Source organism: Butyricicoccus faecihominis, from assembly GCF_014648015.1.
GTDB classification, from domain to species: Bacteria; Bacillota; Clostridia; order Oscillospirales; family Butyricicoccaceae; genus Agathobaculum; species Agathobaculum butyriciproducens.
Genome location: NZ_BMQH01000005.1, coordinates 216,221 through 229,121, shown reverse-complemented (window position 1 = coordinate 229,121; position 12,901 = coordinate 216,221). Strand labels below are relative to the sequence as shown.

The following is a 12,901-nucleotide window of genomic DNA, read 5'->3' as shown; positions in this document are numbered from 1 at the left end:
AGAACGAAATTTCTTTCGTTTTAACCGACTTTAGAGTCTGACGTGTCACTTTATTTCAACTGGAGTTGTGACTTCCAGCGATTTACCAAGAGTAAAAAACTCTCGAAATTTCAGGTTCGCACTACAACCTTGTTCATATCGAACAAAAGTTTAAGCACATCGTTGTTTAATTTACAAGGTACAATCTGCTGTTTTCAAAGAGTTTTCACAACTTTTCGTCGTTCCCAACCGCTCATCAACAGCTTATTTAGTATATCAAAACCAGAAGCGTTTGTCAAGAACTTTTTTCAAATTCTTTTTTGAAGAATCAAGCCGTTCTAAATCAAACTTTTCGGTTTTGCGTTTGTCTCTCAGAGACAGCTTTAATAGAATACCAAATCCCGGAGCATTTGTCAAATACTTTTTTTCGTTTTTTGCAAAGAATTTTGCTGCAAACAAAAAACGGCGGCTCACGCCGTCGTTTTCTCTTTCTCCCGATGTTCGGACAAAATCAGACCGCCGAGCGCCAAAACCGTGCCCAGCCACATGATCGGCGTCATGGTTTCGTGCAGAATCAACGCTGAGCTTACTATTGTAATAACCGGCGTTGCATAAATGTACACGCTGGTTTTCACCGGACCGAGCAGGAAAACCGCGCGATTCCACGTCACAAAGCACGTTGCAGACGCGCAAAGGCCCAGAAACAACAGATTTGCCAGATGCACCGGCTGCGTCCACACGCTCAAACCGGACGGAAACCCTTCAATCACCGCAGGAACGAGCAAAAACAGCAAGCCGTATCCAAAAATGCGGCAGGTGAGCGGAATGGTACGGTAGCCCATGTGACCAAGCTGGCGCACGAGCACCGAGTACACACCCCAGACCAACGCCGCGCCTACGCCGAGCAGTGCGCCAATCGGGCTGAAATGCAGCTCACTGACGCCCGCGAGCGACACGAGCGCGACACCCGCCATCGCACAAACAAAGCCGAAAAAGAACCATTTGCTGAGTTTTTCGTGCAGCACGACCGCTGCGATCAGCGCGGTAAACAGCGGCGCTGCCGCTACGATAACGCCGACCAGTGACGCAGAGATGTACGTCAGCGCGATATTTTCCATCAAAAAATAAAGCGTAACGCCCGAAAGACCGGCCAGCGCAAACAATCCCTCATGCCACCTTTTCTGCGGACGCATGAGGCCCTTGCCCACGATGAGCAGCGCCAGAAAGCCGAGCGTAAACCGCGCTACCATAATCTCCAGCGGCGTGAAGGCGCGCAGCAGTACTTTCGTTGAGACAAATGTCGTACCCCAGACAAGCACGCTGAACGCGCCGAACAAATGCCCCTGTATTCTGTGATTTTCCTGCATGATATTCTCCTTTTCAGCGAAAACGAGCGGTTACGGCTTGACCCAGTTCTCCTGTCCTGCGAATGCGTTATACGGTGCCGGATTGAAATGATTGATCAGACCGCTTCTGAGCACAACCTGCTGCCGCTCAAATGCCAGCGGAATGAGCGGCATTTCATTCAGGAACGTCGTGTACAGACCCTCCGTATTCTCGCCGCTGCGGTACGCCGTGATGGCATTGCTCATGTCCTCACTCGAGTACGATCCATAGTTCAGTCCGCCCTGCGGAGACAGCAGCGGGCGCAGATCGAAGTCCGGCGTCAGCTGGGTTTCGCCGTAGTACGCGTCGAACGAGCCGCTCTGCAGCATGGAAACATAGGTATCATACGGCTCCTCATCCACCGTGACATTGACGCCGTTCAGTGAATTCCACGATGCCGCAACCTGTTTTGCCGCCGCTACTTTAAACGCGTTGTCCGAGTTGACGAGCAGGCGGAACGAAAGCTGCACGGTCGCCGCGTCTGTCACTATCGTATCGGTTACTGTGGTGTCGGTCGAGCCGGAATTGTCTGCAGAGTCGGTCGAATCGCCGGAATCCGTGTTCTCATCGTCCAGAAGCACAGCTTTCCCATCCGAAACCGTCGAATCAGTTCGGTTTTTCGACGTGCGCACGGTCAGAAAATCCACCTTGTAATCGGTATCGCCTGCCCGGCCGCTCGTATAATAGATAAAGTCGCCGTCCTCGTCGTAGTAGCCGTCCTCCTCAGAAGAGTCCGAGTCCTCATCGGAACTGTCTGTAGAATCCGAACCTCCGTCCGAAGAATCGGTGCTGCTGTCACTGCTGCCTGCAGAAGATGCACCTTCCTGTGCCGCCTCGCGCAGCAGCTGCGCCGCAGTCATCAAATCTGCCGACAGGCTGTACGACACGCCGGTGTCCGCCGGCTGCGGATTGATCGGCAGCACCGCCGGATCGGCATAATCCTGCAGCTGGGTTGCACACAGACCCTGACGGCTGATCGCCATAGAAAGCGCCTGCCGCACTTTTGCATTCGTGAACTGGCTGTTATTGTAATTCAAACCGATATAATGCAGCATAGCACTGCTCACCGGAACGGTATCGACCTCGCCGGTGAACGCAATATTCTGGTCGTCCGGCGCAATACGCGCGCTGCGCATGATGGATACATCGCCGGTGCGGAAGCTGGTGTCCGCCGCATCCGCGCGCGTCATTTTGACCAGCGTAATGTGGCGAATGGTGCCGAGAAAGCCGCCGTGCCAATTCTCGTTGGCCTCCAGCGTCCATGCGGCGCCGTTCTGAACCGGCTTGTACGGTCCGGTGCCCTCTGCGAACTCTCCTTCGTCAGTCGTACCCGCCCGATAGATCGGAATATCCAGCAGTTTCGGGAAGTTGACGTTCGGCGACGCAAGCGTAATGCGGACCATGCGCTTTGTCACCGCTTCGATCGAGGCAACCTCGGTCAGTCGGTTGTGGTACGGCGAACTTTCGTTTTCCAGCACAGTCTTGAGACTTTCGGCAACATCACTTGCCGTCAGCTCCGCACCCGACCAGAACTTGATGCCCTTTTTTATCGTAAAGCTGAACGTGGTTCCATCGCTCGTATAGTCCTCGCACAGCTCGTTTTCGAGTGTAAAATCGCTTTTTATCTCAAAAAGGCCCTCGTAAAGCGCCTCACGCAGCATGCTGTTGACCTCGGTGCCGTCCATAACCGGATTGAGCGTTGTGCCCGAGCGATACCACGCCAGACCGAAATACGCGTCCGACACATCCACGTTGTCTACCGGTGCGCCGTCGCCGTCGTTTCCCTGTCCAAACGGGAACGTGCAGCCGCTGAGCACGACCAAAGTTGCCATTGTCAGCGCCAGCGCACGTTTTTTCCAACTTTTCATTGCATTTGATCCTTTCGCTTACAGACAGATCATGCCGCCCTGCACGCCGCGCACGCCGTGCGTTACGCGGTGCGACCAGAATTCATCCGAATGACACATGGTGCAGATGCCGCTGTCGATCACGTTTTCCGCCGAAAGTCCGGCATCCTGCAGCAGCTTTACGCCAATGCCCTGCAGGTCCACATGGAATTTCGGACCTTTCTCCATGATGAACGGATGCACCTGTGCACCGAGCAGCTCTTCCATCGCTTCCGGCACATCCGCATCGGTCTCGAAGCACTCCTGCCGGATGGACGGACCGAGCACGGCGATCAGGCTTTCACGTTTTGTGCCGAGCTGCTCCGCCATCACATCAACGGTTTTCGGCAGAATGCCTGCCGCCATGCCGCGCCAGCCGGAATGACACACGCCTGCGGTATGCGTCGCCGGATCATATAATAAGGTGACAACGCAGTCCGCGTAAAAGCCGATGATGGGCGTGTCCGCGAGTGCGGTCACGATCGCGTCCGACTGCCACTCCATCGGGCGGTGCAGCCCCATGCCGACCTTGTCCTCGGTCACGACCGACACCTGCGTGTCGTGGATCTGCTTGGTGAGCGTCATGCGCGTCTCATCCACGCCGAGCGTCTCGCCCAGCAGGCGATAGTTTTCGCGCACATTCTCCAACTCGTCGCCGCGGTTGAAGCCTAAATTCAGGCTTTCGCACGCGCCCGTGCTCACACCGCCGAATTTGGTGGTGAAGGCATGCCGCACCGGAATCCGTCGGCAGGTATAATATACGAAAGAACCGCGCTGTACGCGGCACATAGACTCGTTCATAGTCGTTCCTCCTCGTCTCTTCCATGAGGGAATACAGAATTATTATAGCAAATCGCCCTGCCGTTCACAAGAGCGCATACCGGCCGTTTTCAAAAAACGCCAAAAACCGCGTATGTCAGCTTGTCTTTTTCTTGACAGTTTGACGAATAGGCTTTACAATTAAACATAGTATAATACCTGCTGTAACAGAGCCGGTGCCAATGGTGAGCACGGCTTTTTTCAAAGGCATTATCTGATTGAACCGATAGCTTTATTTCTATCGGAACCGCATTTTTCTTTTGACAGCGCAAAACTCTGATTTTTTTCGAGCGAAGCTTCGCTTTTTCGGCATATTCCGCCTTTATTCTTCGTGCAGTGCTCATGCGTGCTGCGCGTGTTTCACCGCGGAATCAGCCTGTTTTCTGCCGAACTGCCGCTCTATTGAGAAACAGCACCGCAGATCTGCGGTATTGTCTTGGTTTTGTGCCGTCTCCCAAAATTCGTAAATAGGAGGACACACCAACAGACATGAGCAACATCATCATACCGATCATCACCGGTATCGTGTGTCTCGCAGTAGGCGTAATCATCGGATTCCTGTATCGCAAGAGCGTTGCGGAAAAAGAGATCGGCTCTGCCGAGACCGAGGCCACCCGCATCATCAACGAAGCGATCAAGGCCGGCGAGACCAAAAAACGCGAATCCATACTCGAGGCAAAGGACGAAATCCACAAGCAGCGTGTCGAAGCCGACCGCGAGCTGAAGGAACGCCGCAATGAGACCCAGCAGCTTGAGCGCCGCCTGATTCAGCGCGAGGAAGCACTGGACAAGAAGAGCGATATGCTCGACCGCAAGAATGATGACCTTAGCCGCCAGCTGGACGCAAGCCAGAAGGAAAAGGAAGAACTCGAGCGCATCAAGCTCGAGCAGGTAGAAAAGCTGGAACAGATTGCCAGCATGACCCGCGACGAGGCACGCGATATGCTCGTCCAGTCCATTGAAAACGAAGCAACCCACGATGCAGCCGTCAAGCTGCGCGAGATCAATCAGCGCCTGAAGGACGAGAGCGAGCAGACTGCCCGTGAGATCATCTCGACCGCAATCCAGCGCTGTGCCGCCGATCAGGTATCCGAGGCGACCGTTTCGGTTGTTCCGCTGCCGAACGACGAGATGAAGGGCCGCATTATCGGTCGAGAGGGACGCAATATCCGCACGCTGGAAACCCTTACCGGCGTAGACCTCATCATTGACGATACGCCCGAGGCGATCACCCTGTCCTCGTTCGATCCGGTTCGCCGTGAAATCGCACGTCTGGCACTCGAAAAGCTGATCGTTGACGGTCGTATCCATCCGGCCCGCATTGAGGAAATGGTTGACAAGGCTCGCCGCGAGGTGGAGCAGATCATCAAGAGCGAAGGCGAGCGCGCTACCTTCGAGACCGGCATTCACGGCATTCACCCCGAGCTGGTCAAGATCCTCGGCCGCCTGCGCTACCGCACCAGCTACGGTCAGAACGTCCTGCAGCACTCCATCGAGGTGGCTCACATTGCCGGCATGATGGCCAGCGAACTGGGTCTCGATCCGGTTCCGGCACGCCGCGCAGGCCTGCTGCATGATATCGGCAAGGCCATCGACCACGAGGTTGAGGGCAGCCACGTTCAGATCGGTGTAGACCTTGCCAAGAAGTACAAGGAATCCCAGCCGATCATCCACGCCATCGAGGCACACCACGGTGATGTGGAGGCAAAGACCATCGTAGCATGTCTGGTTCAGGCAGCCGATGCCATCTCCGCTGCACGTCCGGGCGCTCGCCGCGAGAACCTGGAAAACTATATCAAGCGTCTGGAGAAGCTCGAGAGCATCGCCAACGAGACGCCCGGCGTTTCCGGTTCGTTTGCCATTCAGGCAGGCCGCGAGATTCGCATTATCGTCAATCCGGAGAAGGTTTCGGACGACAAGATGGTGCTTCTTGCCCGCGAAATCGCCAAGAAGATCGAGAACGAGCTGGATTATCCCGGCCAGATCAAGGTCAACATGGTACGCGAAACGCGTGCGATCGATTACGCAAAGTAAGCAAAATCATACCCCGCAAGAAAATCTCTTGCGGGGTATTTTTATGCCCTTTTTCAGCCTTTAATCTTTATTGCAGACGATGAACCGCACGCCGCCCTTTATATTTTCCGCCTTGCATGTCAGGCCGTGCAGAGCGAGTATTTTCTGCAGAATGGCCAGTCCCAGTCCGTGCCCGCCCGCTCGGTCACGAGCCTTATCGCCGCGGTAGAACATCTCGAACAGGCGCGGCAGCTCGGTCTCCGGAATGGGTTCGCAGTCGTTCTCGACGGTCAGCAGGTGATTGCGGCTGTTCGTCAGCCGAACGGACACGCGCCCGTTTTCCGGCGAATACTTGGCGGCATTCTCCAGCAGACAGCCGACGGCACGCCGCAGCAGCGTTTCGTCGCCGCGGATGCGCACACCGTCCGCAATATCAGCGGTCAGACGGCGTTTTTCAAACAGCGGTGCATACTCAGTCAGCATATCATTTACAAGTGCGGTCAGATTGAGCGTTTTGCGATTTTTCAGCTCGTCCGTGCGGTCCAGACGGGTGTAATCCAGCATTTCGCGCACAAGGCCGTTCATCCGGTCAGTTTCCTGCTCGATGGCGGCAAGGTAGCGCGCGTTTTCCTCGGGCGAAATGTCCTGCGCGATAGCCTCGGCGTACCCGCCGATGAGCGCAAGCGGCGTTTTCAGGTCGTGGCTTGCCGCCGAGACAAACTGCTGGCGTTTCTCCTCGAGGTCGCGCTCGCTGTCCCAGCGGGTGTGCAGAGTCGTCGCCATTTCGCTCAGCGCACGGTTAAGTTCACCGATTTCGTCTCCGCGCTTCAGGTCAGGCTTGAACTCGTCGAATGCGAGAATCGATACCCGATTGGCTTCTCTTGCCGTGTCAACCAGTGGGTTGGATACCATGCGGCGTACAATTTTATAAAAAAGGAACACGAACATCAGGTACAGCGCAATCGTGATGAACGGCATACGGTAAAAGCACGCGTCATATGCGTATTGCCGGTCAACTAACGCCGCCGTAACGATGAGCCCCATGTCATCATATGGCATTCCGTAAGATGTGCCGACATATCGTTGCGATGCCCGTACCTCTGCCCACTCCTCGTCCGGCATATTTTCGCCGTCTATCGCCCGCAGTTCGGTATCCAGATAGCGCAGCGCATCAAAGTAGCCCTCCATCACTTCGTCCGTGCGAAACGGCCATACCCCCTGTATATAGTCGCCTTCGTCGGAGCGGAACTGATTGGTTTCCTCAACCGGCGTCTGTGCCGTCCATTCCCCATCACCAATACCAATTTGAAGCCGATTCGGGAAAAAGATAAATCCTGTATCTGTCTTAATCTGTTGGCCATAGACTGTGATTAAACGATCTTCCGCGTGCTCGTGACCGCCGAGTATCTCGTTCATTTCGCGCAGCGATTGCTCGGAGAAATCACTTAAATCAATGCCATAGCAGCAGCCTGTTGCCGGATGATAGTACAGCATCAACGGCGATCTAATCAGAACCCGCTTATGATTTTCGTCATAATACCGTATGATATAGGGCGTATCTACATTATAATAGGACGTATCTACACCATCTCTACACAGATTGCTGCGCAGCAAATAATATTCCTCTGTGCCTTCCGCTGGGTAGCGCGCTGCATCACCTTTCAGGATTTCAAAGTCACGCATTAGCAATTCCGTACTCGCTTGCATTCTGGCCCAAGCTAAATCTTTGGCTTCATCCTGTGCAAGTTCTGCCACTCTCCACACCCACGGCACCAGAAACACCGCCAGAATCACTGCCACAATCGCGGTCAGCCTTACCGCGATGCCGATTTTGTGAATTCGCTTTGTCATGTCGATCCCCCCAATCGGTAGCCCTTGCCGTACACCGCACGGATGTGCTGCGAGGCTGTTCCAAGCGCTTTACGCAGACTGGCAATGTGCCGGTCTATCATGCGCTCGTCCCCGTCGAAATCCGTGCCCCATACCCGCTCAATGAGTAGGTCGCGCGACACCGTGCGTCCCTGTTCGCGCAGCAGCAGCTCGAGTATCTTCGCCTCCTTGGGACGCAGATTCACCGGGTTTCCGTCCACCGTTACCGTGCCCGAGGCCGTATCCATCAGGATATTCGCGTAGCCGAGCTCACTCGCGCCCAGCCGCAGCCCGCGGGCCCGCCGCATGAGCGCCTGCGCCTTTGCCACCAGCACCGGAAACGAAAACGGTTTTGTGATGTAATCGTCCGCGCCCGCGCGGAACCCTGCCAGCGTGTCACCCTCCTGTCCGAGTGCCGTGACGAAAATGACCGGTACGTCGCTCTCCTGCCGCACCGCTTCGCAGACCTCCAGCCCGTTCAGATGCGGCATCATCACATCCAGCACCAGCAGGTCGAACGGCTGCTCCTGTGCCAGCACGAGCGCCTGTTCGCCGTCATACGCCGGTGTCACCGCCACGCCTGCCGCCCGAAAGAAATCCTGCATCAGCGCGGATAACGCCTTGTCATCCTCCGCTAAAAGAATGTGTCCTGCCATGGGAATGCCCCCTCTCTATCTGTCATTGGTCTATCCTTTTCCTGTATTTAGTATAGCATAGAATTGTCCATTCTTTATCCAATAAAAAAAGCCTTTCCGAATTTTTCGGAAAGGCTTTTGCGCTATTCGATTTAGACAGCAATTTTATGCCTGCGGCGGAATACAGCCGACACCATCCAGAATAAAGTGCGGACGGTACGCGTAATTCTCCACATCCTGACGGGAAGTACAGCCGGAGAGCACCAGAACGGTGTCCAGACCGGTTTCGATGCCGGCAACAATATCGGTATCCATGCGGTCGCCGATCATAGCCGCCTCGTGCGAGTGCACACCAAGCAGGCGCAGACCGGTACGCATCATCAGCGGGTTCGGCTTGCCGACATAGTATGCGGTCTTGCCGGTGGCCAGCTCAATCGGAGAAACCAGTGCGCGGCATGCCGGAATAATGCCCTGCTCGGACGGGCCGGTCAAATCGGAGTTGGTGGCAATCAGGCGTGCGCCCTTATTGATAAGATCAACGGCCTTGAGAATGGTCTGATAGTTGTAGGTGTTGGTCTCGCCCGCAATAACGTAATCCGGGTCAACATCGTTCATCACGATGCCTGCCTCGTACAGCGCACCGACCAGACCGGGGGCACCGATCACATACGCAGATGCGTGCGGCTTCTGGCTGGCGATAAACTTTGCCGTAGCCAGAGCAGAGGTGTAGAAATGCTCCTCACCGATCTCCAGACCCATACGGGCCAGCTTCTGCTGCAGCTCGAGCGGCGAACGCTCGGAGGAGTTGGTCAGAAAGAGGAAGCTCTTGTTTTCACGCTGCAGCCAGTCTACAAATTCAGGTACACCGGGCAGCAGACGGTTGCCGTGATAGATAACACCGTCCATATCGCAGATGAAGCCTTTCTTCTCTCGAAGCAGCTCTAATTCTTCGTTCATTATGCTGATCTCCTTTCGGTAGGCGACCCATGCTGAAATAGCATAGCCGGAAATCTTTTGTCCATTCTTATTATGCGTAAAATTTCAGCCAACGTCAAGAGCCAACCGAGGAAAAAATGTTAAATCCTCGTAAAGAGCTGAAAAGAGAGCGGAGAGCGAGGAGTGGAGAGTGAAGATTTTCTTCTCCGGGCGCATACCAAGGGACACAGGCGGCTCTGCCGCCGTGTCATTTTTAACAAACACCAAAAAGGACCCGGAATCGATAATTCCGAGTCCTTTTTGGTGCAATAGCCCTTACAGGCGCAAGCCTTTTACGGCTCGAGGCGGTTCATATCACGCGGGAACATAGAAGCCTCGCGGATGTTATTCAGCCCCAGCAGCTGCATGGTCAGGCGCTCCAGACCAATGCCCAGACCGCCATGCGGCGGCATGCCGTACTTGTGCAGCATGGTGAAGGACTCAAACAGCTCGGCGTTCATCTTGCGGGCCTCCAGCTTGTCCATCTGCTCCTGATAATCGTGGATACGCTGACCGCCGGTGGTGATCTCCAGACCGCGGAACAGCAGGTCGAACGACAGCGCCAGCTTCGGGTCCTCCGGATCATCCTTCGCGTAGAACGGACGCTTTGCGGACGGGAAGTGGGTTACAAATACGAAATCAGAGTCGTGCTCCTCCTTTGCCCACTGGCACAGCAGCACTTCTTCGTCCGGGTTGAGGTCATAACGGTTCTTGGACTTGTGGCCGTACTTCTCCTCCATGATCTGCTTGGCCTCGTGGAAGCGGATGGTCGGGATTTCCTTGATCTCCGGAACCTCGGCGTTCAGCATAGCGAGTTCCTCAGCGCAGTGCTCCTTAACGTAAGCCATAACGCTCTTCAGCATGCCGGTCTCCATTGCCATTACATCGTACATGGAATCAATGTAGGCCATCTCGAAGTCCAGACCCATGTACTCGTTCAGGTGACGAGAGGTGTTGTGACGCTCTGCACGGTAAACCGAGCCGATCTCGTATACACGGCCGAATGCACCGGCGAGATACTGCTTGTGGAACTGCGGGGACTGTGCCAGATAAGCCGGGGTGCCGAAGTAATCCAGCTTGAACAGGTTTGCGCCGCCCTCAGCGCCTGCAACTACGATCTTCGGGGTGTGGATGTGGGTGAAGCCCTGCGACTGCATGTACTGTGCAAAGCCGTCAGCGATCGCACCCTGTACGCGGAAGATCGCCTGCTTGCGCGGATGACGCAGCGTGATCGGACGCAGCGGCAGATCAACATCAAGGGACAGGCCCATATACTTCTTGCCGAGCGGTACCGGCAGCTGGTCGTACGGCTTGCCGAGGATGGACAGTGCGCTCAGAACGACCTCAACGCCATGCTCTGCACGCGGCTCCTCACGAACGGTACCGGTAACCTCAAGTACCATTGCATCCTTGACATCCGAACGCTTGATGCCGCCGATCTCGTCACCCTGGAAGGTGCACTGGATCAGACCGCGCTCAACGCGCATTACAACAAAAGAAAAGTCAGACATATCGCGTACACGGTGAACCGTGCCGCGGAACGTGACCTCGCTGCCGACTGCTTCGCAGACGCGCTTTACGGTGTCAACGTACTGACCCGCTTCATGAATCATTTCCATAATATTACGCCTCTCTGTTTACAATTTTCAGATAGAGTTATTGTAGCATGGATTTAATGCCGTGACAAGGTTTTACCAGTGAAATCCACGCTGTTTCGACAATTTTTCTTATCGTTTCAGCCGGCGGAGCACCGCCTGTACTTCCTCGCGGCCCTCACCGCTGACGATAATGCACACTGCATAAACGCCCGCACCGACCACGACAGCCGCGCCAAGGCGAATGAGATTGCCGACCGGCAGCAGCGTGCATGCAAAAGCCGCCGCACCGCACAGCAGCGCCGAAACGATGATGCGCACCAGACTGACCGGTGCCACGCGGAACAGAAACCGGCTGCGCACGCGCACGCAGGTAATGATAAAGTAGGACGCAAATGCGACCACCGAACCGAGCGCACCGCCCGTAAATCCGAGGATTTTGAGCAGAATGACACTCGAAACCACCTTGATAACTGCTGCGATCGCGCTGTTCTGCAGAACGTGTACGGTGGATTGCTCCAGCTCATATGCCTTGTTGGCGTATTCGGTCAGGCCCATGAACAGCATGGCAAGCGCGGTATACGCGATGACCGGCGCACCGGCGGCGTACTTCGCGGGGAACAGGAACCGGCTGAGCGGCAGCGCGACCGCCGTCAGACCTGCAACCGCAGGCACGGCGATCAGCAGATACAGCCGCACGCCCTGATCGAGCAGCGGCTTTGCTGCGGCTTTGCCGCCCTCACGCCAGCCACGCAGCACAGCAAGATACACGCCGCGCATAATGCCGACCGAGATCATCGTGAACAGACCGCTTGCGATCGAGTTGTTATTCGAGTAGTATGCGTACAGAATGTTGCCGTAAAAGCCGACAACAAGGTATTTGTCGATCTGGTTGAGCAGCGCCACCGAAATGGAAACGCCCATCAGCGGTACGCCGTATTTGAGGAACCTGTTCAGCAGCGGCTTGGAGAAATATTTCAGCCGCACAACAACCGGCAGGCTGAGCGCAAACACCGCACCGATGGTGGCTACACCGTCCGCAATGGTATTGGCGAAGATAGCCGGGAACGGCGACGGATAATTCGACTTGCCGCCGACAAGCGCAAATGCAACCGCGAGCTTGAGCACCGCCGAGGTCAGCGACCACAGGATGGACGCTTTTACTCTGCCGAGCTGAATCAGCGCCGCATTGAGCACCTGAAACGCCGTGTAGGTGCAGAACATCAGCGCACCGCCCAGATAAACCGGACTTTGCGTCACAGCTGCCGTAATGCAGCAGCCGATGGCAACAAGCACGCACAATCCCACATAGATGGTAGAAACCGTGGAGAACAGGCCGCGTCCTTCATCGGCGCGGTACTCCTCACCTACATAACGGGTGGCGGAGTTCGCCATCCAGCCCGCGAGGATGAGGTAGAGCAGCTGTATCGTAGTGTTGGTCAGGTTGAACGCGCTGACCGCACCCTCCACAAAGATGTGAGAATACAGCGAGGAACACCCGATGACGAGCAGTCCCTCGACCACCTTGGCCGGCAGGAACAGCATGGCATCGCGCGTCATGGTATTTTTAGAGGACAAAAGAAAAACCCTCACTTTCCGTCAGATAAAATCAGTATACCATGTTCTGAGCAAAAAAACAAACTTCGTTTGCCAAAATACTGCCGAAAAAGACGACATTTACCGCGTCCGAGTTTTGCAATCCCCCTGTTTTCATGGTATACTGATTATACTTGTCAAGTGGAGG

General features: G+C 55.3%; 10 protein-coding genes. 1 reads left to right on the top strand and 9 read right to left on the bottom strand.

Features of this window, described 5'->3' with window-relative positions; translation table 11 throughout:
- Positions 1–255: 255 nt before the first annotated feature.
- From IEY11_RS06865 to pgeF, 4 genes are read right to left on the bottom strand one after another with little or no spacing between them, the layout of a single operon-like run.
- Entirely contained in the window at positions 256–453 is a 198-nt protein-coding gene (locus IEY11_RS06865) for a hypothetical protein (RefSeq protein ID WP_188886157.1), read from the bottom strand.
- Positions 450–1,346 (bottom strand): DMT family transporter, encoded by an 897-nt coding sequence (locus IEY11_RS06860; protein ID WP_188886156.1) that lies wholly within the window; start codon positions 1,344–1,346, stop codon positions 450–452. Before IEY11_RS06860 ends, IEY11_RS06865 begins: the two co-directional genes overlap by 4 nt.
- Before the next feature lie 30 nt (positions 1,347–1,376).
- Positions 1,377–3,233 carry an ABC transporter substrate-binding protein gene (locus IEY11_RS06855; protein WP_188886155.1) on the bottom strand — a complete coding sequence of 619 codons (1,857 nt, stop codon included), beginning with the start codon at positions 3,231–3,233 and terminating at the stop codon, positions 1,377–1,379.
- Positions 3,234–3,251: 18 nt separating this feature from the next.
- The gene (gene pgeF, locus IEY11_RS06850) at positions 3,252–4,052 is read right to left on the bottom strand and encodes a peptidoglycan editing factor PgeF (RefSeq protein ID WP_188886154.1); all 801 of its coding nucleotides are present in this window, start codon (positions 4,050–4,052) and stop codon (positions 3,252–3,254) included.
- 507 nt (positions 4,053–4,559) lie between these two features.
- On the opposite strand from pgeF, the gene rny reads away from it, so the two are divergent.
- Positions 4,560–6,104: a ribonuclease Y gene (gene rny / locus IEY11_RS06845; RefSeq protein WP_117752096.1), complete on the top strand. Its 1,545-nt coding sequence runs from the start codon at positions 4,560–4,562 to the stop codon at positions 6,102–6,104.
- Positions 6,105–6,164: 60 nt separating this feature from the next.
- On the opposite strand, the gene IEY11_RS06840 is transcribed toward rny, so the two are convergent.
- The 5 genes from IEY11_RS06840 to IEY11_RS06820 form a co-directional block, all read right to left on the bottom strand.
- Positions 6,165–7,934 (bottom strand): sensor histidine kinase, encoded by a 1,770-nt coding sequence (locus tag IEY11_RS06840; RefSeq protein WP_118564691.1) that lies wholly within the window; start codon positions 7,932–7,934, stop codon positions 6,165–6,167.
- Positions 7,931–8,608, bottom strand: coding sequence for a response regulator transcription factor (locus tag IEY11_RS06835; protein ID WP_117492095.1), 678 nt, complete (start codon positions 8,606–8,608; stop codon positions 7,931–7,933). The genes IEY11_RS06840 and IEY11_RS06835 overlap by 4 nt, the downstream gene beginning before the upstream one ends.
- A 144-nt stretch (positions 8,609–8,752) precedes the next feature.
- Entirely contained in the window at positions 8,753–9,544 is a 792-nt protein-coding gene (locus IEY11_RS06830) for an HAD-IIA family hydrolase (protein ID WP_188886153.1), read from the bottom strand.
- Positions 9,545–9,855: 311 nt separating this feature from the next.
- Positions 9,856–11,181 (bottom strand): aspartate--tRNA(Asn) ligase, encoded by a 1,326-nt coding sequence (aspS, locus tag IEY11_RS06825; protein ID WP_188886152.1) that lies wholly within the window; start codon positions 11,179–11,181, stop codon positions 9,856–9,858.
- 108 nt (positions 11,182–11,289) lie between these two features.
- A complete protein-coding gene (locus IEY11_RS06820; RefSeq protein ID WP_188886151.1) occupies positions 11,290–12,735 on the bottom strand; it encodes a lipopolysaccharide biosynthesis protein in 1,446 nt (481 codons plus the stop codon).
- Positions 12,736–12,901 lie beyond the last annotated feature (166 nt).